At 43.2% G+C, this 24,391-nt stretch carries 19 protein-coding genes and 1 other RNA gene; 12 read left to right on the top strand and 8 right to left on the bottom strand.

Features of this window, described 5'->3' with window-relative positions; all coding sequences use genetic code 11:
• Positions 1-131: 131 nt before the first annotated feature.
• On the top strand, positions 132-1,436 hold the full coding sequence (locus PG901_RS08445) for a lytic murein transglycosylase (protein WP_271134192.1): 1,305 nt from the start codon (positions 132-134) through the stop codon (positions 1,434-1,436).
• Positions 1,437-1,575: 139 nt separating this feature from the next.
• On the opposite strand, the gene PG901_RS08440 is transcribed toward PG901_RS08445, so the two are convergent.
• Both PG901_RS08440 and PG901_RS08435 read right to left on the bottom strand, forming a co-directional pair.
• Positions 1,576-2,430: a UDP-2,3-diacylglucosamine diphosphatase gene (locus PG901_RS08440; RefSeq protein ID WP_201624935.1), complete on the bottom strand. Its 855-nt coding sequence runs from the start codon at positions 2,428-2,430 to the stop codon at positions 1,576-1,578.
• 87 nt (positions 2,431-2,517) lie between these two features.
• The gene (locus PG901_RS08435) at positions 2,518-3,033 is read right to left on the bottom strand and encodes a peptidylprolyl isomerase (RefSeq protein ID WP_201618867.1); all 516 of its coding nucleotides are present in this window, start codon (positions 3,031-3,033) and stop codon (positions 2,518-2,520) included.
• A 273-nt stretch (positions 3,034-3,306) separates the two neighbouring features.
• Between PG901_RS08435 and PG901_RS08430 the strand changes: the two genes are divergently transcribed.
• The 4 genes from PG901_RS08430 (at position 3,307) to PG901_RS08415 (ending at position 8,191) form a co-directional block, all read left to right on the top strand.
• The gene (locus PG901_RS08430) at positions 3,307-5,046 is read left to right on the top strand and encodes a glutamine--tRNA ligase/YqeY domain fusion protein (protein WP_271134191.1); all 1,740 of its coding nucleotides are present in this window, start codon (positions 3,307-3,309) and stop codon (positions 5,044-5,046) included.
• 391 nt (positions 5,047-5,437) lie between these two features.
• The gene (locus PG901_RS08425; protein ID WP_201562959.1) at positions 5,438-6,076 is read left to right on the top strand and encodes a peroxiredoxin; all 639 of its coding nucleotides are present in this window, start codon (positions 5,438-5,440) and stop codon (positions 6,074-6,076) included.
• 238 nt (positions 6,077-6,314) lie between these two features.
• Complete coding sequence (locus PG901_RS08420) at positions 6,315-6,977, top strand: glutathione S-transferase family protein (RefSeq protein WP_271134190.1); 663 nt, start codon at positions 6,315-6,317, stop codon at positions 6,975-6,977.
• 293 nt (positions 6,978-7,270) lie between these two features.
• A complete protein-coding gene (locus tag PG901_RS08415) occupies positions 7,271-8,191 on the top strand; it encodes an META domain-containing protein (protein WP_271134189.1) in 921 nt (306 codons plus the stop codon).
• A gap of 262 nt (positions 8,192-8,453) precedes the next feature.
• Here the strand turns inward: PG901_RS08415 and ruvC are convergent, their stop codons facing one another.
• Positions 8,454-9,038, bottom strand: coding sequence for a crossover junction endodeoxyribonuclease RuvC (ruvC, locus tag PG901_RS08410; RefSeq protein WP_045446965.1), 585 nt, complete (start codon positions 9,036-9,038; stop codon positions 8,454-8,456).
• A 153-nt stretch (positions 9,039-9,191) separates the two neighbouring features.
• On the opposite strand from ruvC, the gene PG901_RS08405 reads away from it, so the two are divergent.
• Positions 9,192-9,824: an FxsA family protein gene (locus tag PG901_RS08405; RefSeq protein ID WP_271134188.1), complete on the top strand. Its 633-nt coding sequence runs from the start codon at positions 9,192-9,194 to the stop codon at positions 9,822-9,824.
• 136 nt (positions 9,825-9,960) lie between these two features.
• Here the strand turns inward: PG901_RS08405 and ssrS are convergent.
• Positions 9,961-10,156, bottom strand: a non-coding RNA gene (gene ssrS, locus PG901_RS08400) — 6S RNA.
• A 246-nt stretch (positions 10,157-10,402) separates the two neighbouring features.
• Here ssrS and gpmI point away from each other — a divergent pair.
• The 3 genes from gpmI to PG901_RS08385 all read left to right on the top strand — a co-directional run bounded on the left by gpmI (position 10,403) and on the right by PG901_RS08385 (position 15,441).
• A complete protein-coding gene (gene gpmI, locus PG901_RS08395; RefSeq protein WP_201562953.1) occupies positions 10,403-12,061 on the top strand; it encodes a 2,3-bisphosphoglycerate-independent phosphoglycerate mutase in 1,659 nt (552 codons plus the stop codon).
• A 352-nt stretch (positions 12,062-12,413) separates the two neighbouring features.
• On the top strand, positions 12,414-13,568 hold the full coding sequence (gene tnpB, locus PG901_RS08390) for an IS200/IS605 family element RNA-guided endonuclease TnpB (RefSeq protein WP_271134187.1): 1,155 nt from the start codon (positions 12,414-12,416) through the stop codon (positions 13,566-13,568).
• 319 nt (positions 13,569-13,887) lie between these two features.
• Entirely contained in the window at positions 13,888-15,441 is a 1,554-nt protein-coding gene (locus tag PG901_RS08385) for a S41 family peptidase (protein WP_271134186.1), read from the top strand.
• A 47-nt stretch (positions 15,442-15,488) separates the two neighbouring features.
• On the opposite strand, the gene PG901_RS08380 is transcribed toward PG901_RS08385, so the two are convergent.
• The 3 genes from PG901_RS08380 to PG901_RS08370 form a co-directional block, all read right to left on the bottom strand.
• Positions 15,489-17,210 (bottom strand): sigma-54-dependent transcriptional regulator, encoded by a 1,722-nt coding sequence (locus PG901_RS08380; RefSeq protein WP_271134185.1) that lies wholly within the window; start codon positions 17,208-17,210, stop codon positions 15,489-15,491.
• A gap of 153 nt (positions 17,211-17,363) precedes the next feature.
• Positions 17,364-19,214 (bottom strand): sensor histidine kinase, encoded by a 1,851-nt coding sequence (locus tag PG901_RS08375; RefSeq protein WP_271134184.1) that lies wholly within the window; start codon positions 19,212-19,214, stop codon positions 17,364-17,366.
• Positions 19,215-19,308: 94 nt separating this feature from the next.
• Entirely contained in the window at positions 19,309-19,944 is a 636-nt protein-coding gene (locus PG901_RS08370; RefSeq protein WP_149488971.1) for a response regulator, read from the bottom strand.
• Between the two features lie 474 nt (positions 19,945-20,418).
• Here PG901_RS08370 and PG901_RS08365 point away from each other — a divergent pair, with 474 nt between their 5' ends.
• Together PG901_RS08365 and PG901_RS08360 are read left to right on the top strand one after the other, a co-directional pair.
• A complete protein-coding gene (locus PG901_RS08365; RefSeq protein WP_201624927.1) occupies positions 20,419-21,528 on the top strand; it encodes a serine hydrolase in 1,110 nt (369 codons plus the stop codon).
• A 114-nt stretch (positions 21,529-21,642) separates the two neighbouring features.
• Complete coding sequence (locus PG901_RS08360; protein WP_271134183.1) at positions 21,643-22,293, top strand: thiamine phosphate synthase; 651 nt, start codon at positions 21,643-21,645, stop codon at positions 22,291-22,293.
• Between the two features lie 45 nt (positions 22,294-22,338).
• Here the strand turns inward: PG901_RS08360 and PG901_RS08355 are convergent, their stop codons facing one another.
• Positions 22,339-22,668 (bottom strand): TraR/DksA family transcriptional regulator, encoded by a 330-nt coding sequence (locus tag PG901_RS08355; RefSeq protein WP_271134182.1) that lies wholly within the window; start codon positions 22,666-22,668, stop codon positions 22,339-22,341.
• Positions 22,669-23,038: 370 nt separating this feature from the next.
• On the opposite strand from PG901_RS08355, the gene PG901_RS08350 reads away from it, so the two are divergent.
• Entirely contained in the window at positions 23,039-24,253 is a 1,215-nt protein-coding gene (locus tag PG901_RS08350; RefSeq protein WP_271134181.1) for a phosphoglycerate kinase, read from the top strand.
• The last annotated feature ends 138 nt before the right edge of the window (positions 24,254-24,391 follow it).

Genomic DNA, 24,391 nt, shown 5'->3' with positions numbered 1-24,391 from the left:
GGATATTAATAAAGGCGTTAAAAAGGACGTTAACTCTGTGGCAGCTTTTATAATAACTTGGCTATGTTAATTGGCAATTATTAAAGCTGCGCCCATCAAGCTACTTTACTTATTCATACTTGAGATCTCTTATGTTATTAAAAAAACAATATCTGGCTTTGTTTCCCGCCTTAGTTATGGTTGGCTGTACCAGTCAGCAGGCGATGCAAAAGCCGAGCAAACCTGTACGCCAAGGTAATGTGCAAATTACCCAGACCCAAACCATTCAGGTGAAGCCAACGCCAGTACCTGTCGTTAAACCCACACCCGTTGCCAAACCAAGCTATAACAGTTTCTCTGATTGGAAATCTGATTTTTCTATGCGCGCGCTTGCATCGGGTCATGACGCATCAACAGTGCGTCGTTTGCTTGATACGGCTTATTTAAACCAGCAAGTTATCTCGCTTGACTCAGGACAGCCAGAGTTTTCTAAGATGCCTTGGGAGTATGTCGATTCTGCCGTATCAGATGGCCGTGTCAGCACAGGTAAGCGTAAGTTTGCCGAGCAACGGGCGTTTTTATCACAGTTAGAGTCGCAGTATGGCGTCAATGCAGAAATCATCGCCGCGATTTGGGGCATGGAGTCCTCATACGGTGTGGTAACGGGCAATAGCAGTATTCCAAGCTCGCTTGCCAGCCTTGCTTATGATGGCCGTCGTCAAGAGTTTGCTGAAACCCAGCTATTATCATTAGCAACGCTATTGCAGCGCGGCGATGTTTCATGGTCACAGCTCGATGGCTCTTGGGCAGGCGGCATGGGGCAAACGCAGTTTATCCCTGATACCTGGCTTAAGCATGGCGTTGATGGCGATGGTAATGGTCACCGCAACCCATGGTCGACGGGTGATGCTTTGGCGTCTACCGCCAATTACCTGAGTAATTCAGGTTGGGTGCGCGGTCTTGCGCCATTTTATGAAGCGACTGTTCCTGCGTCATTTGATTATTCATTGGTGGGTACCAAGCAGCCTGCTGCTAGATGGGCGTCAATGGGCGTCGATACCATAGCCGATGTCTACTTGGATGCCAATACTCAAATGGAGCTGTGGCTGCCCGCTGGTAAAGATGGTCCAGTATTGCTACTTAGCCCAAACTTTGATGTCATCAAGGTTTATAACAATTCATCAAACTACGCGCTTGGCGTGAGCTTATTGGGTAAAGCGCTTGCAGGACAAAGTGGATTACAAAAATCGTGGCCGCGCTATGAGCGTCCGTTATCAACAGCTCAAGTACGCAATTTGCAGCAGCGTTTGACCAGCTCAGGTTATGATACCAAAGGTGCGGATGGTATCGTCGGTACCAATACGCGACTGGCGTTCCAGCGCTGGCAAGCAGATAACGGTCAAACCCCAGATGGCTTTATCACTCAGCGTAGTGCGTCTTCATTAGCAGGATGGTGAGACAGAGTAAAGTCACTGTTTTTGGACAATCGTTGTTTTCAGCGATGGTTTAAACATAATGATATTGATGAATAAAAAACTCCGTTAATGACGGAGTTTTTTTTATTGGTGGATTTTTATAAAATATTGCAGCAGCAGGTTAGATAGTCATCTTAAATTCGTACATATCAAACTCAGCATTATTATTGTCTGAATTTGCATCCCAATCTTCATCTGCTGTCACCGCACCAATAACCGCACTGACTTTTGGCTGGCGTGTTTCGCTATCTAGCAAGCGCCAATCACCAAGTACGTAGCGTTTTTTATTACTCGTGGCTTGATGAATATCTGGGCGATGGGTATGCCCATGTAGTAAAGCGTCACTATCAGCCACTGCTTGTATCACCGCATCTTCATTGACATCCATGATATACGCCGCTTTATTGGCATTATTCTGCTGGCTTTTTTGGCGCATTTTATCGGCGATAGCCAAGCGTTTTTCTAGTGATTTATTGAGCAAATACCACTGGGTTAACCGATTGCGCATGATTTTGCGAAAAAACTGATATTTCTTATCATCAATGCATAACGCATCGCCGTGTTCTAAGCGATAATTCTGCTGTCCAACGCTTAAGGTATACGGCTCATAAATAAGCTCACCACCGAATAGATTGCAAAATGGCTGACCTAACAAAAAGTCACGGTTGCCATGCATGATTAAAATCTCACAGCCAGCTACCCGTAATTGTTTTAATTTAACGATAAGCGGGGTGAGCCAATGGGTTTGGCGCTCATCCTCTGATAATAATAAATAAGCATCATCGCCAATCCATACTTCAAACCAATCGCCCAAGATAAATAAGCGTTTTAGCGTAGGCAGGGCAAGGCAATCATCAAGCAGCGCCAAAAAAGCCTGCACTAAGGCAGGCTCTTCAGGCGATAAATGCAAATCGCTAATCAATACTTGCCGCACCTCATGAGGGCGGGTGGTAATTAGATGGTCAAAACTTTGCATTTATCCTTATCCTCATAACTTTAAACAGTAACGACTCATAAGCTTGCACTGATTCATCGCTACTGAGTAATAACTATTGAAGAATGATTACTGAGTGATGATGGTGGCTGAATTGATAACTACTGGCTCTTTTGGCACATCAGCATGCATGCCGAAACGACCAGTAGGTACGCCGCGCATTTTTTCGATGACGTCCATACCGCTTGTTACTTTACCAAATACCGTGTAGCCCCAACCTTGCATGTTTTTGCCAGAATGGTTTAGGAAATCGTTGTCTTTCACGTTAACAAAAAACTGGCTGGTTGCTGAATGCGGGTCTTGCGTACGTGCCATCGCAATTGTACCTTTATCATTCTTTAAGCCATTATCAGCTTCGTTTTCAACTGGCGCGTTGGTCGCTTTTTCATTCATTTCAGCGTCCATTCCGCCGCCTTGAATCATAAAGCCATCAATGATGCGATGGAAAATCGTACCGTCATAATGCCCAGATTTTACATAGTTTAAAAAGTTTTCTACGGTTTTAGGTGCTTTTTCTTCATTGAGTTCGATAACGATCGCACCCATATTGGTGTCAAGTTCTACTACTGGTGGCATGTCTACCATGTGATATTCCTCTTTGATTGCAGCGCCTAACATGACGCTGTTAAGTGGTGGATGAAAAGTTGGTGATTAAAAAGTTATGGCTAGTCTAACGGCTTTTTTATCCCGTGTCATGTATCAGGCTGTTAAAGCCTTTGCAAAAGCTGATAGAATAACGCAACTTTAACTTTTTACTATCATTTTTAATAACTTGTTTTTAATGATTTGGTTTGAATTTTCCATGCTGCGTGATGGCACGTAACATGAACTGACAATTTGCTTTAGGAGCAATGCCCGATGAGTGAGCACTCAAGCAACAATGCACAAAAAGACGAACAAAAAAACGATTTTATTCGTAATATCATTCGTGACGATGTCAATGCGCAAAAATACCCACAAATCGTGACACGCTTTCCACCTGAGCCAAATGGTTATTTGCACTTAGGGCACGTGAAATCTATTTGCCTAAACTTTGGTGTGGCTAAAGAGTTTGGCGGTGTTTGTAACTTACGTTTTGATGACACCAACCCAACCGCAGAAAAGCAAGATTACATCGATAACATTAAGAACGATGTGAAATGGTTAGGATTTGAGTGGGCAGGAGAGGCGCACCATGCGTCAGGCTACTTCGACCAGTTGTATGCATGGGCCGTGCAGTTGATTGAGCAGGGCGATGCCTATGTAGATTTGCAGTCACCTGAGCAGATTAAAGAAAACCGTGGCTCCTTTAATGAAGCTGGCACGCCATCACCACATCGTGATGCCAGTGTTGAAGAAAACTTGACCCTCTTTAATGATATGAAAGAAGGTAAGTTTGCGGAAGGTAAAGCGGTGTTGCGTGCCAAGATTGATATGGCCAGCCCAAACATGAATATGCGCGACCCTGTCATCTACCGTGTCATGCATCAAGAGCATCATCAAACGGGTGATAAATGGTGTATCTATCCCATGTATGATTTTGCCCATCCGCTCTCGGATGCACTCGAAGGCATTACCCATTCGTTATGTACGCTGGAGTTTGAAGACCATCGTCCCTTTTATGATTGGGCGGTTGAAAAAATTGGCTTTGATGTACCGCCGCATCAGTACGAATTTAGCCGCCTAAATGTCGACCATACCATGACCAGTAAGCGTAAGCTTAAGCAGCTGGTTGATGAAAATATCGTTAGCGGTTGGGATGATCCACGTATGCCAACTATCGCTGGTATGCGTCGCCGTGGTTATACGCCAGAGGGCTTACGTGACTTCTGTGAGCGTGTTGGCGTGACCAAAGTAGACAGCGTCGTTGATTTTCGCTTATTAGAGTTTAGTATTCGTCAGTCGTTAGAGACGACTACGGCTCGTGGTATGGCAGTGCTCAAGCCGTTAAAAGTGACGATTACTAACTTTAGTGATGCGGTTAGTAGTTGGGAAGCGCAAAAGGCTGATAGTGTTAATGCGCGTTGGGACGATGATGCACAGATTTTATGGCTCACGCAGCCAAATCATCCTAATGTCGATATGGGCGAGCGTGAAATTCCGTTTACCGAAACCCTTTATATTGACCAAGGCGATTACGAGATTGAGCCGCCAGCAGGTTATAAGCGTCTATCACCAGAAAAGAATGAGATTCGCTTGCGTAATACTTATGTATTGGCAGTGACTGAGCATATTCTTGATGACGCTGGCAATGTTGTTGAACTAAAAGCCACGATTGATCCTGCAACGTTAGGCAACAACCCTGAAGGTCGTAAGGTTAAAGGTGTTATTCATTGGGTATCTGCAAGCCAAGGTGTGCCAGCGACCGTACGCATGTATGAGCAGCTATTTAGTGTAGAAGACCCAAGTAGCGTCGCTGATGTGCATCAAGCATTGAATCCTAACTCGTTGACTGAGCTTAACGCCGTGGTTGAGCCGTCATTAGCAAATGCAGCAGCTGGCACGCGTTTCCAGTTTGAGCGTGAAGGTTACTTTATCGCTGATACAGCAGACCATAGCAGCGATAAGCCGGTCTTTAACCAAATCGTCAGCTTGCGCGACAGCTATAAACCTGCTTAGTGTATAACTATTGGCTTTATTAACCGTGTTTAAAACAGCACTGAACAATAGTAGTTTTCAAACTTGCCCATTTCTAGTACGTTAGAGATGGGCTTTTTTTGTATAAGCATGGGTTTTTCTTGAAGGATTCAGGAATGGTGATTTAATTACTTTGCTAACAATACATTCATTCAGTTAGTGATAAATGGAATAAGCGCATTACAATCCGTCACAAGACATTCATAATCAGTTTGTTAATATAAAGTGAGTTTTTACTGATGTGCTTAGCGTTGTTTTGATACCTGAGCATATCGATGATAATAATAGAGCGCATGGATACTTTATAGCATTAGATACTTTGTGGTATTAATGGGTATTAACGCTCATCACAAACATAAATAAGGAATTAAGTATGGCAAATTTACGTCTGGGTGATACTGCACCAAATTTTGACGCCACAACCACTGACGGTGATATCAATTTCCACGAATGGGCAGGGGACAGTTGGGTGGTTTTCTTCTCACATCCTGCAGATTATACGCCAGTATGTACTACTGAGCTTGGTCGTACCGCAGCACTAGGCGGTGAGTTCCAAAAGCGCAATGTTAAACCAATCGCGCTATCGGTTGATGGTTTAGAAGATCATAAAGGTTGGGTAAGTGACATTGAAGAAACCCAAGGTACTGCTGTCAATTTCCCTATCATTGCTGACCCTGAGCGCAAAGTCGCTGATCTTTATGACATGATTCATCCAAATGCTGATAGTACGGCGACGGTCAGAAGCGTGTTTATTATTGATCCTAAGAAAAAAGTACGCTTAACGCTGACTTATCCAGCCAGCTGTGGCCGTAACTTTGATGAGATTATTCGCGTGATTGATGCGATGCAATTGTCTGATGAATATAACGTAGCAACGCCTGTTGATTGGAAAGATGGCGACGACGTTATCATTCCACCAAGTGTGAAAAACGAAGACATTGCTGCTAATTATCCTAAAGGTTATACCGAAATTAAGCCTTATTTACGTACTACACCTGCGCCTAACAAATAAGTTAAGCATATCTGATAGTTGTAATAGATGAAAAGTGAAAAGCCCTCTGACTTAATGTTATGGGGCTTTTTTTATGTTTCAGCTTTTTATTGGCGTTAAGGTTTTGCTATGATGAGCAGAGTAGGCTATAACTGTTATATAGCGCATTGATAACTTTATCCAAACGCTATCTGCGATAATCATAATAAAGCCTAGCAGCGCTGAGTCGCTTTTGAGACCATCTTACAAGGAGTTTGCCATGAAAAAACTATACGTTACCCGTACTGCGCCCAATCCACGTAAAGCCCTTATTTTATTAGCGTCAAAAGGTATCGACGTTGACGATATGGATGATGTCGATGTGGTCGATATAGATTTTGCTACTAATGAGCAGATGTCTGATGAGTTTACCAAGATGAATCCGATGCAGACAGTGCCAGTATTAAAATTGGATGATGGCACCATACTCAATGATTCGCAGGCCGTGTGCGAATATCTCGACCGTGTCTATGGCGAGCGTTCAGTGATGGGTAATGATGTGGTACAGCGGGCGCAAGTATGTTCTATGCGCCGTATTGCTGAGTTTGAGGTGCTGTATAACTTTATGCTGGCGTTTCAGCACAGTCATCCCTCCAAAGCGCAGCGGGTTGAACAAGTGCCAGAATTTGTAGCACCGTCTATCGCGCGCGCTGTTAAAGCATTGCCCTATTTTGAAAATATGCTAGATGGTCACGATTACTTAGTCGGCGACCAGTTAAGTTTTGCTGATATTGTGCTGTATTTAGGTTTGGACTTTGGCAAAATACTCAAGGTTAACCCGAATGAACAGGGCGAAAATCTGGCGCGGTTTTATCAAATGATGAATGAGCGTTTTAGTATTAAAAATATGGCAAAAGCCAAGCCTGCTCATGAAAGTGAGTAAAAACGGTATGGCATTATAAATTTAACAGCAAATTTAGCAATAAATAACGCCGATAGCCTTGGGTCGCTAATATCATTGTTAGCGACCCGAGGCTTTTTTAATCCACAGCTTAAATGAGAAAATTAACGATGATAGTTACCATTGATATATAAAATTACACACTTCGTTACAAAACCTACCATCATCGGCGCTATAGTGGTCAAATTATGAACACTTTACAAAAATAGATATAATCACTCCTTGTATAGGCAACAGTGAATTATGAAAAAGTTTAATCACAAGGTATGACGCTCATGACATCATCTTTTACCACGCTATCTTTTATCCGCTCATTTTCTAGGTTTGCCTTAGTGCCAAGTATTTTAGCAGCAAGTTTGGCCTTGGGTGCTTGTCAAAAAGACGCTGCGCCTACCAGCGGTGATGCACCAGAGAACACTGAAGCTGGCACAGTAACTGATGCCACATTAAACACCGATACGGCATCTGATACAGCTAATGATACGAAACTGACTGCAGAGCAAGAGATGATTAAAGATTTAGCGCGTTATCGCTGGACATTATTGGATATCGACGACAAAAGTGGTGGACCTGTCATAACGACGCTTGTGGATATTAAGGAGCAAGTCACGCTGCTGTTTAATCAAAATCAAGGTCAAAACACGCTGAACTATAGTGTGGGCTGCAACACAATAAGTGCCGTGTATCAGTTGCAAGGTCAGACGCTAACGACCGAAGAGAGCATGAGCACTAAAATGCTCTGCGAAGATCTCAATAAAGCAGAAAATCGTTTAAATACCTTGATGCAAGGTAGCAGTCAGCTGAGTTTGACTGAAGGTGAAAACCCAGTGCTTACACAAGTGACCAGTAATGCGATTACGTTGACTTGGGAAGGTAAGCTTACTTCACAAGCCAAATATAACAGTAAGGGTGAAACCGTATTTTGGGCGGTAAATGCTAAGAAAGTAGCGTGTGCTGATGATAGCTCAGAGATGTGTTTACAAGTGAAGCCCATCACTTATGATGACCAAGGTATTAAAGTGAGTGAAGGAGAATGGGCAGCATTTACTGGTGAAATTGATGGCTATCAGCATGACGGCATGCATGACGAAGTATTGCGTCTCCAGCGTTATGAGTTAGATAGTAACGAAAGCACAGAAGGCGAAGAATATGCTTATGTGTTGGATGCGGTGATTGAGAGTGCGGTAGCAGAGTAACTTGGTTAGTTGCTTTTATTATATAGTCAGTTCAATATAAAAGAGATACGTTCAAAATAACGTTCTGCTGAGATAAATTTTCCTAGCTTGCTGTGCGCTTCGCACTCCAGAGGCTTCGAAAAATTTATCTCAGCAGTACTGCATTCTTTTTAAATCGAATCGGCCATAGTAAAAACATAGCATAAATAAATAGTCAGATAGTTTAAATAAAAACACGCGCGGTTTGGACGCGTGTTTTTTTATGGTGGTTTTATTTCTTACTTTAACGCAAATTGCCTAAGTCTTCTTCTGTCAAACGCCAGCGCCCTTTTTTCTTAGAAGCACCGCGTCCACGCATGGCGCTGTTTAAAATTAACTTATTCATTGAATGGCTTGAGTGCGCATGACAAATGGCGCAGGCAAGACCATCAGCGGCGTCTTGTTGCGGAACCACGTCTAAAGACAGGATGCGGCAGACCATCTCTTGTACTTGCTCTTTTGCCGCTGCACCATAACCGCAAACCGCTTGTTTAATTTGGCGTGCGGTATATTCGGATACTTCTAAATCAAGAGCGACCATGGCAGCAATAGCAGCACCGCGTGCTTGCCCTAGTTTCAGCGCTGAGTCTGGGTTTTCTGCCATAAACACTTGCTCGATAGCGGTGTAAATAGGCTCATCGGCATATTTTAGATGATGCTGGGTGATACGGGTCAAGCCATTAAAAATACGCTTCAAGCGCTCAGGCATCTCTTTGGTATCCGTACGAATGGTGCCGGCGTCTATATATGTCAGCTTATCGCCCGTTTGTTGAACAATGCCATAACCGGTCATGCGCGAACCCGGATCAATCCCGATAATAATTGCCATAGTATTCCGTCTTGCTTACATTTTGTTTTATGGCTTAAAAATCAGCCTTAAGTTTGATAGTATAGCAATCAATCCCCATATACATCATATGTTAGCCATTTTAATTTTCATGGCGCTCAATTTTTTAGATTTTATCTTATAGGACGACACTTTATGGGTCAGATAGTTGGTATTGCCATCGTTTGGTTTATTATCGAGATGCTACTGTGGTATTTGCTTGCTCAATTTATGAGCGGTTGGTGGGTGTTTATGTGGTTTATCATCGCCGCCGTCATCGGTATCTCACTGATGCGTAAAGGGATGGCAGCACTCAATCCAATGGCACAGCAGATGAAAGCGGGCGGTATGATGAATCCTGCGATGCGTCCACAAGAATCAACCATGATTAAAAGTGTCGCCATGGCAGCTGCCGGTATTTTGCTACTGATTCCGGGTGTGCTGAGTGATTTATTGGCGTTATTGGTGATATTGCCGCCAGTGCAGAAAAAGTTGAAAGACTTTGCTAATAACTACGTCATGAACAATCAGCAAAAAATGATGGAGATGATGGCGAAACAGATGGGTGGACAAATGGGCGGCGGACAAAATCCGTTCGGTGGTGCTGGCGGCATGGGTGGTCAAAACCCATTTGGCGGTGCAGGTGGTATGAATAACCAAAACCCATTTGGTCAGCAACAGCAAAACCCATTCGGCGATGTGTTTAAACAGCATACCACCGTTGATGGTACGGCAAAAACCATTCCGAAAGATGTGAAAAAAATCACCAAATCTGCCAATGATGAATAGTTCATTTATTAATAAGTAGGTAGATAAGCAGACATAAAAAAAGCCCCTTTTCGTCAATGACAAAAGGGGCTTTTTGAACGTTAAAACTATTTTTTATAAAGGTAATATTTATAAATAAAATAGTTAATAACTGAATGAAACAACCGAAGTGCCGCCGCAAGATGGTGACCCATGAACCGTGAAGTTCAGGGCGGATGCGTCACTGCCTCTGCAGGTTTCCTGAGACACCGCAAGCGGTGCAGGCGTACACAATGAAGCAATAGGTACCACATCCTGGTAAAGCATTATCGGCTCAGGGAATAAACATCTACTAGCCAACACTTCAGAATATAATTATCTTAACCAATGGTTTGAGTGATTGCAAGTACGATTTACAGATTGCTACGTAGGTTAAGGTCTTAGCATTATTGTTGTCGAGTTTTAAGCGTGTTTTCTAGCCAATGAAAGCGCTCAAAACCTTTAATTACGGGCTTAAAGGGGCGATTTTTCAGCTATTTGGAGATGTGTGGTAATATAGAGGGCTTTAAACATCCTAATATAGCATTATAGGCGTTCATTCACTTGAGGAGCGGTAATCCATGACCCATAACCAGCAACAATCAGAATTTATCGACGATAGTCAGGCCCAGCTCAATAATAAGCAGGATAGCGAGCAAAATAAAAAAGTGCCGCATGTCTTAATGATATTAGATGGTTTTGGGCATCGTGAAGACGACAAGGATAATGCGATTGCTGCCGCCGATATGCCAAACTTGGATAAGATTTATCAGCAATATCCGCATGGATTGATATCTGCTTCCGGAGAAGATGTCGGTCTGCCAGACGGACAGTTTGGTAACTCAGAAGTTGGCCATATGAATTTGGGCGCGGGCCGTGTGCTGTATCAAGACTCAACCCGTATCTCAAGTGAAGTGGCAAATCGTGAGTTTTATAAAAATGAAGCCTTGGTCAATGCGGTGAAAGCAGCAAACGAGCTTGGCGGAAACGTGCATATTATGGGATTGTTGTCCGATGGTGGCGTCCACTCGCATCAAGACCATATCGAAGCAATGTGCCATTCAGCGTTGGTACACGGTGCCAAAAATGTCTTTGTCCATTGCTTCTTAGACGGCCGTGATACGCCGCCAAAATCTGCTGATAAGTATATCAATCGCTTACGGGAGCATATCGGGAAACTCAACGCCCATTATGAAGGCGGGCGCGTACAGATTGCCAGTATCATCGGGCGCTACTATGCGATGGATCGTGACAATCGTTGGGATCGCGTGCAAAAAGCCTATGAGCTTATCACCGAAGGTAAAGCCGATCGCTTAGCGACGCGTGCAGATGGCGCGGTACAAGCCGCATATAAAGCACGTGAAACTGATGAGTTTATCAATCCAACGATTGTCATTGGTCGCGATGAAGTGCCATATACTGTAGATGATAATGATGCGCTTATCTTTATGAACTTCCGCGCTGACCGTGCCCGTGAGCTTGCGCAAGCGTTTGTGCTACCAGACCATGAGTTCTCAGGCTTTGCCCGTCATAAACAGCCAAGGCTTGCCGCTTTTGTGATGTTGACGAAATATTCTGATGTTTTAGCAGCCAATCCAAAAACCAGCATTGCTTATTATCCAACCTCATTGACCAATACGCTTGGCGAGTATTTGCAGAATAAAGGTAAAACCCAGTTGCGTATCGCCGAAACTGAAAAGTATGCGCATGTGACATTTTTCTTTAGTGGCGGCCGTGAAGAAGAGTATAAAGGCGAGACGCGTATTTTAGTGCCATCTCCTGATGTTGCCACTTATGATTTAAAGCCAGAAATGAGCGCCCCTGAAGTGACGGATGAGCTGGTTGCTGCCATTGAGTCTGGTAAATATGATGTATTAGTAGTCAACTATGCCAATGGCGATATGGTCGGGCATACAGGTATCTTTGACGCGGCAGTTAAAGCGGTAGAGGCGTTAGATGTCTGTATTGGTCGCGTAGAGACCGCGGTACGAGCAGCTGGCGGTAATATGCTTATCACGGCTGACCATGGTAACTGTGAGCAGATGCAAGATTATGAAAGCGGGCAGGTACATACGCAGCATACCACTGAGCACGTGCCATTGATTTATATTGGCGAGCAATCAGTAACAGTACGTAGTGGCGGTAAGCTGAGTGATATTGCGCCAACTATTTTGGCGTTAATGGATATTGAGCAGCCAGATGAGATGACCGGTGAAAATTTATTGGTTCCAGCATCATAATATGATCACGTAGTATTAATGTTTAAGGCTAATGCTTAATCGCTAATGCTTTAACAGCTTACAGCTAAGCATTTTAAAAGAGGGAAGGATATTTATTATCCTTCTCTTTTTTTATGTACTTTTTTAGATATTTTCTGCTGCCTTATTCTTCATGCATTTTGCCCGATACATTTTGCCTAAGTTATTTGCAATACTATCCTAGTTTAAGGTAGCCGCTTGGTGTTATTTTAACATCTTAGCGCAGAATTCTCCCACCTCTAAGGTGGTGAGATGAATGCGTTGTCGGTGATAATAACCTCTACCTGTAGTATAATTAATAATAAATATAACACCAACTAACAATAAGTATTTCATGCCAAAGCAAATCCTAAAAGCCCATAAAGTCAGGCTGTACCCTAATGAAGAACAGCAAATATTCTTCGCTAAATCATTCGGCTGCACACGCTTTATTTGGAATAGGATGCTTAGTGACAAGATTGATCATTACAACGAACATAAGGCCGAGCTTAAAAACACCCCTGCTCAGTATAAGAAAGAATTTGAATGGCTAAAAGAAGTCGATAGCTTGGCATTGGCTAATGTGCAGCAAAACCTAAGAGCTGCTTATAATAAGTTTTTCAAGCAAAGTGCCCGATTCCCTACGTTCAAGAAAAAAGGCCAACACGACAGTTACACCACCAACAATCAAAAGGGTACAGTGACGATCACAGATAGCACCGTTAAACTGCCAAAAATAGGCCATATCAACGCCAAGTTCCCAAGTGAAATAAACGGCTTAATTAAGAGCGCCACCATCAGCCATACACCGTCAGGTAGGTATTACGTCAGCCTGTTGGTTGAAACCATCGTTGATGAATTACCAAAAACCCACTCTAACATCGGCATTGATTTAGGATTGACGGACTTTATCGTCTTATCAGACGGCAGCAAAGTTGCTAATCCTAAGTTTCTATCGAAGCTGCAAGACAAGCTTGCGCGTGAACAGAAAATACTAGCCAAACGCAGAGCCGTTGCCAAAGCGGATCAACGCAAGTTGTCAGAGAGCCGCAACTATCAAAAGCAAAAAATAAAAGTCGCCAAGGTCTATGAGAAAATAACCAATACTCGCAAAGACTTTCTACATAAACTCTCATTCAATCTCATCAAAAACCACGATGTTATTGCTATTGAGGACTTGAACGTCAAGGGTATGGTTAAGAATCACAAACTTGCAAAAGCAATCAGTGACAGCTCATGGTCGTCATTTACCACCATGCTTGCCTATAAAGCAGACTGGTACGGCAAAACGCTTGTCAAAATAGACCGATGGTTTCCATCGTCTAAGACTTGCTCAAACTGCAACCATCTACTGACTAAAGCTGAATTACCGCTGTCGGTTAGAATGTGGAATTGTCCAAGTTGCTTGCAGCAAAATGATCGCGATATCAATGCCAGTATCAATATCTTAAATCAAGGGTTGTTACTGGCTAAACAATCAAAAACTGTCGGTGCGACAGGGTTAGCTTAGTTAATTCGCTTAACCGCTGATACAGAATATCGTGTCAAGTAAGAGCGTTACCTAAGAAACCCCTACCTCTAAGGTAGTGGGTAGTTCATCGGACATTGTTGATTAATAACTCTATAATTTATTCATCACCCTATAATCATAAATAACCATATAATGATTTGATTCGTCTAACAAAGTTATAAAAATAATAACCAAACCAAAATAACCAAGCCAACTTTTTTAAGGGGTTTCTTTTATGCGTCCTATTAGTTCTTTATCCTTATTGATGTTTAAGAGATTGGAAAACCCAATGCTGACACTATTTATGAGCGCTCGGTTTATGAATTCTCAATCTTTTGGCTTTAAATCTATTAGCTCGCAGGTATTAAAGCCAGCTATTCTTACAAGCTTACTGGGTTTAAGCGTTGTGATAATGCCTGCCCAAGCGGCTATCAACAATAACGGTAAAATCAATAATAATAAAAACCCTACTTCAAGTTTGCAATTAATCAGTCTTAATGCCGATGATGTGCCATTGGACAACGGTGCGGACGATTTTTCAGATATTGCAGATATGCTCGAATCAGCCGATCAAGTCGATGACTCAATAGATGCTGTCGCTGATGAGAGTGCATTGGATAATGGCTCAGATGCGATTAATACTGATATTCCCGATGAAGTGGCGCAGGTGTCATTAAATGCCATTTCGCCTGAAACCCTAAAAACCTTTGTTGCTGTCGTTGATTTGGTACGCCGTGAATATGTTGACGCGGTGAAGGATGAAGAGTTATTTAACAATGCTATGAGTGGTATGTTGACCAAGCTTGATAGTCATGCTGAATTTTTGGATGCAGAGGCGTATGAGAATTTGCGCGCTTTTACCGAAGGGGATGTCGGTGATATCGGTATCAAAGTGCAATATCAGCCAAAAGAAGGTTATTGGGTGATTACGGAGGTGATTGATGGTTCACCTGCTGATAAAAAGGGCATTGCTGTTGGCGATTATTTGCATCAAGTCGATGAGTTTAAGCTTGGTGAAGAGGAAGAAAGCAATGATATCGAGCAACTCTTGACAGGGATTGCTGGTACGCAAGTAGATGTGGTGACGTCAAAGGCAGGTCGCCGTAAACATACCACGACTTTACAGCGTAATAACAATCATCCGCAGATTATTGAAACTCGATTTGTTGATGGTATGGCGATTATTAGATTGCCCGCCTTTCAAAACAACAGCCGTGAGAAATTACTGCAAAGTTTGATTGATTTAGATGCACCTGTCACCGGAGTATTATTGGATATGCGCGACAATCCAGGCGGTGTACTGGCGTCAGCCGTAAGCGTTGCTAGCTTGTTTATGACCGATACTGATGTGGTACAAGTAAAAGGTCGTCAAAGTGACTCGCGCACGCTATCCACACAAGGTGCCGCGTTATTAGAAGCGTTGCCCGTCGTGGTTTTGCAAAATCGTTATTCAGCATCTGCCGCCGAGGTATTAGCTAGCAGTTTGCAAGCGCAGAAGCGCGCCACTATTTTGGGCGAGGTCAGTTATGGCAAAGGCTCAGTACAGTCCGTTATCCCGCTCAATGATGAGCAGGCGGTCAAGCTGACGGTTGCCAACTATATGACCGCATTGGGTAAAAAGATAGATGGGGTTGGGGTAGAGCCTGATGTGACGTTGTTGGGTAATGAGAGCACATGGGAGCAACAGGCGCTTGATTTACTCAGACAGCAAGCACTGCCTTCGGGGATTCGCTTTGTACGTAAGGCACAGGCAGACAGCGGTGCTAAGCAAGATAAGTCTATTAAAGACGAAGCGATTAAAAAGAAAGTCACTCAAAACAATACTGTCATCGACCATGTGATTGATAAACCGACTGCTAAAGACAAACGTTAATTTAAGTAGAGTTTAAATCAAGGCATCGCTTTAACAGTCGCTAGTATTTACGATTCAGATTGATCTTCGGCAATCTCTAGCTTGGTCATGCGATAGCGTAAAGAGCGGAAGGTCGTACCCAATAGTTCGGCAGCTTGGGTCTTATTCCAGTTGGTTTGCTTAAGCGCTGTAATAATAAGCCGTCTTTCTTGTTCTTGCAGATAATGCTCTAAGCCTTGGGCAGGTAATTGACCAGCGGTAATATCTTCTTTATGCACTGACTTACTTAGACTGTCTTGCTCATCAACTTGATTGTTTATTGACGCATCTAAGTTGCTACCTACCGATTTATCAGCAAGTTTTTCGGTATTTTCAGCTGAGCGCGTACTCGCTGGGCTTGTATTCATTGAAGGATAATGCTGAGTGGTGGTTCGATAAGGATGTATATTCGCTTTCGCTTGTTGCGTGCTGTCTGTTTCTACCTTACTTCTTATGGCATTATCTTGTATTGAGTCAGTTACCGAGCTTTCACTTTTATTTGAAACAGAAGCGTTCGAGATTGTCGCTTTATTGGTACTGATATTTTGACTGGCAGATGTAACTACTTCTTGGTGGCTATCAACATCAGGTAGACCTAAATGACTGGCCTCGATAGTCGACGTTTCTGCCAACGTTACCGCGCGCTCAAGGACGTTACGCAACTCACGAACGTTACCAGCAAAGTCATGATCTTGCAGGCGCGCGCAAGCAGCGTCAGTCAGTGTTGGCGGCGATTCTAATTGCCATTCATCGGCGATGAGTGCCAAAAAGTGCTTAGCCAATACAGGGATATCATCACGCCGCGCGTTGAGCGTTGGCAGTTTAAGCTCAATCACATTAATACGATAATATAAATCTTGGCGAAAATTGCCCACTTGCACCAGCTGATTTAAATCCTTATGGGTCGCCGATAAAATACGAATATCGACCGGTACTTCTTTGGTATCACCGATTGCGCGCACGGTTTTCTCTTGAATAGCCCGCAGTAATTTAACTTGCATCGCTAGTGGCAAGTCGGCGACCTCATCTAAAAATAGCGTGCCGCCATTGGCTTGTTGAAACAGTCCTTGTTTATCGGCGACAGCACCGGTAAAGCTGCCTTTTTTATGACCAAAAAATTCCGACTCCATCAGCTCTGACGGTATTGCGCCGCAGTTGACCGGCACAAAGCTACCATCGCGGCGCGGGCTTAAGTCATGAATCAAGCGCGCCACCACTTCTTTACCTGTACCTGAAGCCCCTGATAAAAAAACCGGTGCTTGTGAGCGCGCTAATTTTAAAATGGTATTTTTTAGCGGATGCATGACAGCAGAATCGCCAATCAAACGGCTATCGAGCATTTGCTGCTCAGGTGAACGCTCAGGCGTTGACTTGGACACATTGTCTTGATGAATCACCTTGAGGGCGCTTTCAACCAATTGACGCAGGCGGGGCAGCTCAAGCGGTTTATTCACGAAATCAAAAGCGCCTAACTTTAACGCTTCAATCGCCAAATCCATACTGCCGTGTGCCGTAATCACTGCAATGGGCGTCGTTGAGCTGCCGCTAATATGCTTAACCAACTCTAATCCTGAACCGTCAGGTAATTTTAAATCGGTTAGACAAAAATCATAGTCATTTTCTTGCCAATAGGATTTGGCTTGCGACAAAGTATAGGCCACATCACTTTTGATGCCCATCTTGGTCAACGTGATTTGCATCAAGCGGCATAAATCTACTTCGTCATCAACGACTAGCGCGGTTGTGGTCATACATCATCTCATTGTTTTCAAGTACTTCATTGTCTTCAAGTACTACAAGGGTGTTAAAAAGGTATTAAAAAATCATCGTATCAAGGTTTATAGTGCATAAGTAGTAGCGTTTATAAAACATTTATAGGTTTTCAATTATTAGGCAAACGCTCCCTATATGCTTTCATCTGTACTTTCATTGACGTCATGCTGGATGGCAGGGGCAATCAAACGGAAGCAGGTTTTTTTATGTTCCGGAATATAAAGCAGGCGCGCATGATTGGCCTCACAAAATGCTTGCGATAAGTATAATCCCAAACCTGTGCCAGCTTTATCGGTGGTAAAAAACGGATTAAACAAATGGGTTAAATCTACATCACTAACGCCCGTACCATCATCCAACACATCAATTATAACATCGTTATCGGCACAATAAATCTCGATTTCCACAATGGCATGAGGGTTAGCGTAGCTGCTATGACGTAAACCATTGTTAATTAAATTGATAAGAATTTGCTCTAACTGGTGCGTGTCAAATGAGATTGTCGGCTGCGTATGGCTGCGTAAAAAAACATCATGACCTTGAAAGTAATTGTCTAAAAATGTTGCCATCCAATCCGCAAGGACAATCATTTGCTGGTTGGCAATCTGCTGACGAGACAGCTTTAAGACATCTTCAATAATGCGATTGACGCGCTTGGTCTGCGTAAATATCATTTTATAAAGCTCATGGTTGCCAGCCATCTTGTCATTGGTACTTGTGTCGTTATCTGCTGTCTGACTTTCTTCGATATCTTCTATTAATAATTGGCTGGCTTGGGAAATCGCTGCTAAAGGATTTCTTATTTCATGGGCAATACTAGCGGTAAGCTGTCCTAAAGAGGCCAATTTTAATTGCTGCGCACTGGCTTGTTCACGGCGTAAATCTTCTAATATGATTAGCTTGCTGTCATCTTTTAAAGGGATAATCTCGACACGCAGCTTACCGACGACTGAAGCATTAGCCACGGCTGGTAACTCATAAATAAAAGTGCGAGATTGCCCAGCCTCTACCGATAAGCAGGCTTCGAGTAATTGCAGATGTTGTGCGCGCAGCTGCTGCTGAAAATCAGATACAGGTTGATTTTCATTATAGTGTGACGTTTCTTTCTCCGTCTCGCTTGGCGTTTTTAGCATCTGAATGATATCGATCGCTTCTGTTATCACTAGCGGGGAAGGGTTTGGAATACTGAGCAGCTGATGGGCGGCAAGGTTTGCCAGCACAACATGCTTAGAGTCAATGACAATAACGCCATTGACCATTTGCGTGATGACTTCTTGATTAATGACGTTTAAGCGTTCGACTTCTTTTGCGTGGCTTGCTGCTACTTTTTCAAGCTGGACCAAACGCTGTGAGATTGACCAACTTAAACCACCCACTGCCAAAAAACTAGCTGACATTAATAGCGCGTCACCCAAATTTGCCAAACTCATACTGTTGGCAATGGCATAAAAAAACTGCTGGTAGATAACAAAAATAATCGCAAGCAAAGTAATAATAAGCGCTTGCGAGCTATGTAAAAGCATAAAGCTGGCGGCGACCACCACCATATATAGCATGGTCAACTGCAAATCGGGCGCGCCAGCGGTATAAAGTAATAAGCTTAAAATGATGACATCTACTACTAAGCCAAAAGCCAGCTGTCGCCGCAGATGCTTGGTCACCACATAAAATAAGCCAAGTAAAATCAGGCTTAGCAGGACATAAAAGCTGAGCGCGGTTTGCTGCAAAAAGCTTGGTAATGATGAGCCATCGCTAGAGCGAGCCGTGATATAAACCATCAGCATAGAAAACAGGCTGAGAATAAAGCGATAGCTGCTATAGATCAAACCCAACCTGCGCAGCTGTGGCAACGGCAAGGTATCATCGCGCTGCAAATAATCCGTGATAGCGGTTATAACGCTAGGAGCAGATTTCTTATGCTGCTCATGTTGCCCATGTTGCTTAGACTTTGACAATGGCACAGGCTTGGAAGGTTTTTTCATAGGCTTTAAAGTTTTCACTGGCTCTAAAGCCTTTTAAGTTGAGCGTAATAGAAGGGGAGGTGCTTACTATACTTAGTAACTTATGCTTAGTAATTTACGGTTGAATAAGACCATGACGAATGGCTAGATGGGTTAATTTCACATCGCTATCGACGCCGACTTTTTCATAAATGCGATAGCGATAAGTGTTGATGGTTTTTACACTGACAAACAACTGATCAGCGATTTGCTGCGGACTTTGGCAGTTGACTACCATCATAGCGACTTGTTTTTCACGGTCACTTAATAAGTCAAAAGGCGAGCTGGCGTTATCTGATAGGAGTACGTCTGCCAATTGCTCGGCGACGTCTTGACTAAAATAACGCCCACCTTGATAGATTTTTTTGACCGCGCGTATCATCTCATCAAGCGGCGTACCTTTGGTAATATAACCATTAACGCCGGCTTTGATGAGCATCGAAGGATAAGGCTGCGCTGACATACTGCTGACGGCCAATATTTTGATGCCCATATCTAACTGAACCAAGCGTTTGGTTGCTTCAAGACCGCCAATGTTGGGCATATTGACATCCAGCAATATCACATCAGGGCGTAGCTGTTTTGCCATTTTAATCGCCATATCGCCGCTATCTGCCTCGCCGACGACTTCGATATCGGCACTATCTGCCAACATACGGCTAATGCCCATCCGCACCAAATCATGATCATCTACTACTAATACTCGAATCATAGTTATACTCTTTTCTATCTGTCAGAATAAAGGGCGCACTGCTAATGTTAAGCTGCTTAGCGTGTCTTACTTTGGGTGCTTTATTGAATTAATTTATTGTATTGATTTATTGAAATACTCTAAAATTCGCTACTATAAGTATATCAATTAACAAAGACACTGATATTATGCGTCATAGTTTAATATTAACTTTGCAATTAAGAGGTTATAAGCTTAAATGTAAGGCTATATTGCGCCAGTGTTAATAAATATTGCTGTAATATAAAGTAAATGTAGTAAAGTTTGAATGTGGCTAAAAAATGACATCTAATTGATTTAGTAGATTAAACTTAAATGCAAACCATGATACACTAAAAATACAAAAACTCTATGTGAGTATCTACAAACACATCCATAAACGCTACGTACGTGGTTGCTGTTAGTGAGTATGTAACTGACTCTCTAACTAATGGCAACGCGGCAGCAGGAGGCATAATGAAGCAACTACCATTAACCAAACAGCAATTAATCGCTGCTCTGATTTCATTGAGTTTGGGCAGTGTTGCACAAGCCGCACTTACAATTAATGGTGGTTCTAGCTCAGAGTCTAGCGCTCGTGTGAGCTGGGGCGGTGCCGATAGCCTGTCTGAAGCTCGCAGTATCATGTATAAAGCCAATAATAGTAATAGCGGCTCGGCGATTAAAAAAGTAGATAACGGTCACGGTACCACCAACATTACCAATACCCGCACGTTTGGTAATAGTAATAACAGCTTTAACAATACGACTAACGCCAATAGCTATAACACCACCTATCGTGGCAGTTTTGGCAGCAGTAGTATGATTCCAATCAGTACCGATTCGCGCAGTGTTGCGGTCATCGATGCTGAAACGGGCGAATCTATCTACGAAAAAGACGCTGATATTGCCCGTCCAATGGCGAGTATCACCAAAGTCATGACGGCGATGGTGGTTTTAGATGCCGGTCTCGACATGCGTGAAGAGCTTACCCTTGACCCAGAAGATTTCGTCGGTCCTAAACGCGCCAGCTCAAACCTTAAGTCAGGTGACCGTCTAAACCGTGCTGAGATGTTACTGATGGCATTAATGAAATCAGAAAATCCTGCGGCAAAAAGTCTAGCGCGTAATTATCCAGGTGGTTATAGCGCCTTTATCCGTGCGATGAACCGTAAAGCGCAAGACTTGGGTATGACTACTGCTTTCTTCGGTGATCCAACGGGTCTTGATAAGCGTAACGTAGCCTCATCAAATGATTTGGTAAAAATGGTGCGTGCTGCAGGTAATTACGATGTCATTCGTCGTTTTTCGACCACCAAAAGTTACGACTTTTATGTCTCTAACTTTTCAAGCGGCAACCGTACTTATAAAGCCAATAACACCAGCAGCTTAGTGCGTGATGGTAGCTATCCGATTGGTATCTCAAAAACAGGCTTTATCAATGAAGCCGGTCGTTGTGTAGTGATGGAAACTCGCGTTAATAATCGCCCTGCAATTATTGTGATTTTAGGCGCAAACAGCTCAGCGACACGTTGGGGTGATGCTAAAAATATTCTAAACAGCTTGGCGACTCGCCGTACGGTGTAAGCTTGCTGTTTTAGTATCTATAAAAAAGGCTGTTATGCGATATAACAGCCTTTTTATTGTGTTGAATTTAGGGCGTCTTTTAGGAAAAACCATATGAATCAAGCATCGGCTGTTATGCGAGCTCCCAAACTATACTTACTCACCAATGACGATGAGTTTGCGGTTTTATATGCCAAATTAGAAGCAGCATTCGCGACAGGGTTGATAGCGCTATTGCAAATTCGCCGTAAAAAGACTTTACAGCTGCCTGATGGCGCCACAAAACTCTATGATGAAGCGCTGCAAATAGTCCGTTTGGCAAAAACCTATGATGTTCCAGTGGTCATCAATGATGATATAACACTTGCCGAAAAACTTGGTGTTGGGGTGCATTTAGGTCAGCAAGATGGCGATATTAACGATGCCAAAAGTCAACTTGCACCCAAACAGATTATCGGTCGTACTTGTCATGGTGATGTGGAACTGGTCAAAGAAGCCAAAAAAGAGGGCGCAAGCTATGCGGCGATGGGGGTGGTTTTTGCCTCAAACACCAAGCCTAATGCCAATATTATCTCACGCCAAGAGCTTATTGATGGCTGTCAGCAAGGGGTTGATATATGTGTGATTGGAGGCTTAAACGCAGAAAATATCGTTGAGCTGGCAGGTTTGCCGATTGCTTATGTGGCGGTTGTTGGGGATATTATGGACTTGCCTGTGCAGCAAATCGCTGCGCGTTGTCAGCAATGGCAGCAGGCGCTCGATACTTGGCGTGCGCCTGCGGTATAAACGATAAAGTTAACATAACAGTGAAGTTAAAATAACGCTGAAGTGTTACTCAGCGTGTTCCATACAAAGAGTCGCGTAAGGTAATGCTTTTAAGCGTTGTTCTTCAATTTTCTCGCCGCATACTTCACATTCACCATAAGTGCCGTTTTCAATGCGGCTTAGGGCGTTTTCAACATAGACTAAACTTTGACGTGCCTCGCCCATTAAGTTTGTGCGCATGTCGTTTTGACGATAAGAGATGGCTTGATCTTCCCAATGTTCATTGAGGTCGTCTTGTGGGTTTTGGATATGATCCTCGATTTTATTGATACGAGTCTCATACTCTTCTTTGAGTTTCAATAGTTCTTGTTTGGACGTTTTAAGGTCGATACTCATTGGGTTCTCCTAATGGGTTATTTTTATTGTTGGGGTCATTAATTATTACTAGCAGTTTATTATCACTAACTGCTTTATCATAAACAGCCTAACGATTGAGTACCACCACGAAATGTTACTGATTTTTATTGAAATTTCGCCCATTTTTTATCGTCTAAGCTTACTGGGTGAAATTTATGCAGGTTCTTTATGAGCATCTGCTAGAAAACTGCTAGAATACACCGCCGCAAATTCTTGTTGGGTTGTCTTTATAAAACCACAAGTAACAACAGCCAAAGAGCAACCCATTAGATAATTTGAATAATATTATTTAGACATTAATAAAAAGCCACACGGCAGATTAACCATAGATGATGCATAGGAGCAGGTAATGAATTTTTTGCGTATGAGTGAGCTGAGCTTAACCGATAAAGTGGTATTGATTCGTGAAGACTTAAATGTGCCTATTAAAGACGGTAAAGTCAGCAGTGATGCTCGCCTGCAAGCCAGTTTGCCTACCATTAAAATGGCGCTAGAAAAAGGCGCGGCGGTGATTGTCTGCTCACACCTTGGTCGTCCGACTGAAGGCAACCCTGAAGCCATATATTCGCTAGCACCGGTCGCTGATTATCTAAGCGATAAATTAGCCACACAACTATCAAAGCCAGTAAGCTTAAATACTGACTATTTGACTGCAGGCGTGACAATCAACGCCGGCGAAGTCGTATTGCTAGAAAACGTGCGCTTTAATAAAGGCGAGAAGAAAAACGATGCAGATTTGGCGCAGAAATACGCTGAGTTGTGCGACGTATTTGTGATGGATGCCTTTGGCACTGCCCACCGTGCGCAAGCATCGACAGAAGGCGTGACCCAAGCCATGCACCAAGCAGGCAAAGTAGCTTGTGCCGGACCTTTATTGGCAGCAGAGCTTGATGCATTGAGTTTAGCGCTTGAAACGCCTGCACAGCCGATGCTCGCAATCGTTGGTGGCTCGAAAGTGTCGACCAAACTTGAAGTACTACATAGCTTGGCTGAAGTATGCTCACAGATTATCGTCGGTGGCGGTATTGCCAACACTTTCCTAGCAGCACAAGGTCACAGCGTTGGCGCTTCCTTATATGAGGCGGACTTGGTGGACACTGCTCGTGATATCATGAGTAAAACTGAAATTTTATTACCTGAGTATGTAGTCGTTGCTGATAAAAACGACATCAACTTTGATGACTTTACTGGCTCATTACAACAAGCTACTGCAACTATCAAGTCTGTCGATGCCATTGGCGATAATGACATGATCTTAGACATTGCGCCAGCAAGTGCTAAGCAATTGGCTGATGCTATCATCAAGGCAAAAACCATCTTATGGAATGGTCCGGTCGGCGTTTTTGAAGTCGATGCTTTCGGTCAGGGCACCCAAATCGTAGCAAATGCTGTTAAAGACAGCCAGGGTTTCTCGATTGCTGGCGGCGGCGATACCTTAGCGGCGATTGATAAATATCAGGTGGCTGATGGTGTCAGCTATATGTCAACAGGCGGCGGCGCATTCTTAGAGTTTGTAGAAGGTAAGGTGTTACCTGCTGTCGCTGCCTTACAAATTCAGGAATAGCGCTTAACGATACTTCAGCAGTTGAGTAACAGTAGACGTACAACTTATCGTGAGCATCTAGGTTAGGCTATAAAAAGTTAGGCCATATAAATAATAAAGTATAAGGTGACCGCTATGGTTGGCTTTCAATTGATGCTT

It is taken from the genome of Psychrobacter sp. ANT_H3 (genome assembly GCF_027919975.1).
Taxonomy (GTDB): Bacteria; Pseudomonadota; Gammaproteobacteria; order Pseudomonadales; family Moraxellaceae; genus Psychrobacter; species Psychrobacter maritimus.
Note: the sequence above shows the minus strand (reverse complement) of the source record. Positions and strands in the feature narration are given on the sequence as shown.

Coding starts and splice junctions, on each gene's coding strand:
- PG901_RS08445 (WP_271134192.1), top strand. CDS start 132: ATGTTATTAAAAAAACAATATCTGGCTTTGTTTCCCGCCTTAGTTATG.
- PG901_RS08440 (WP_201624935.1), bottom strand. CDS start 2,430: ATGCAAAGTTTTGACCATCTAATTACCACCCGCCCTCATGAGGTGCGG.
- PG901_RS08435 (WP_201618867.1), bottom strand. CDS start 3,033: ATGGTAGACATGCCACCAGTAGTAGAACTTGACACCAATATGGGTGCG.
- PG901_RS08430 (WP_271134191.1), top strand. CDS start 3,307: ATGAGTGAGCACTCAAGCAACAATGCACAAAAAGACGAACAAAAAAAC.
- PG901_RS08425 (WP_201562959.1), top strand. CDS start 5,438: ATGGCAAATTTACGTCTGGGTGATACTGCACCAAATTTTGACGCCACA.
- PG901_RS08420 (WP_271134190.1), top strand. CDS start 6,315: ATGAAAAAACTATACGTTACCCGTACTGCGCCCAATCCACGTAAAGCC.
- PG901_RS08415 (WP_271134189.1), top strand. CDS start 7,271: ATGACATCATCTTTTACCACGCTATCTTTTATCCGCTCATTTTCTAGG.
- ruvC (WP_045446965.1), bottom strand. CDS start 9,038: ATGGCAATTATTATCGGGATTGATCCGGGTTCGCGCATGACCGGTTAT.
- PG901_RS08405 (WP_271134188.1), top strand. CDS start 9,192: ATGGGTCAGATAGTTGGTATTGCCATCGTTTGGTTTATTATCGAGATG.
- gpmI (WP_201562953.1), top strand. CDS start 10,403: ATGACCCATAACCAGCAACAATCAGAATTTATCGACGATAGTCAGGCC.
- tnpB (WP_271134187.1), top strand. CDS start 12,414: ATGCCAAAGCAAATCCTAAAAGCCCATAAAGTCAGGCTGTACCCTAAT.
- PG901_RS08385 (WP_271134186.1), top strand. CDS start 13,888: ATGAATTCTCAATCTTTTGGCTTTAAATCTATTAGCTCGCAGGTATTA.
- PG901_RS08380 (WP_271134185.1), bottom strand. CDS start 17,210: ATGACCACAACCGCGCTAGTCGTTGATGACGAAGTAGATTTATGCCGC.
- PG901_RS08375 (WP_271134184.1), bottom strand. CDS start 19,214: ATGAAAAAACCTTCCAAGCCTGTGCCATTGTCAAAGTCTAAGCAACAT.
- PG901_RS08370 (WP_149488971.1), bottom strand. CDS start 19,944: ATGATTCGAGTATTAGTAGTAGATGATCATGATTTGGTGCGGATGGGC.
- PG901_RS08365 (WP_201624927.1), top strand. CDS start 20,419: ATGAAGCAACTACCATTAACCAAACAGCAATTAATCGCTGCTCTGATT.
- PG901_RS08360 (WP_271134183.1), top strand. CDS start 21,643: ATGCGAGCTCCCAAACTATACTTACTCACCAATGACGATGAGTTTGCG.
- PG901_RS08355 (WP_271134182.1), bottom strand. CDS start 22,668: ATGAGTATCGACCTTAAAACGTCCAAACAAGAACTATTGAAACTCAAA.
- PG901_RS08350 (WP_271134181.1), top strand. CDS start 23,039: ATGAATTTTTTGCGTATGAGTGAGCTGAGCTTAACCGATAAAGTGGTA.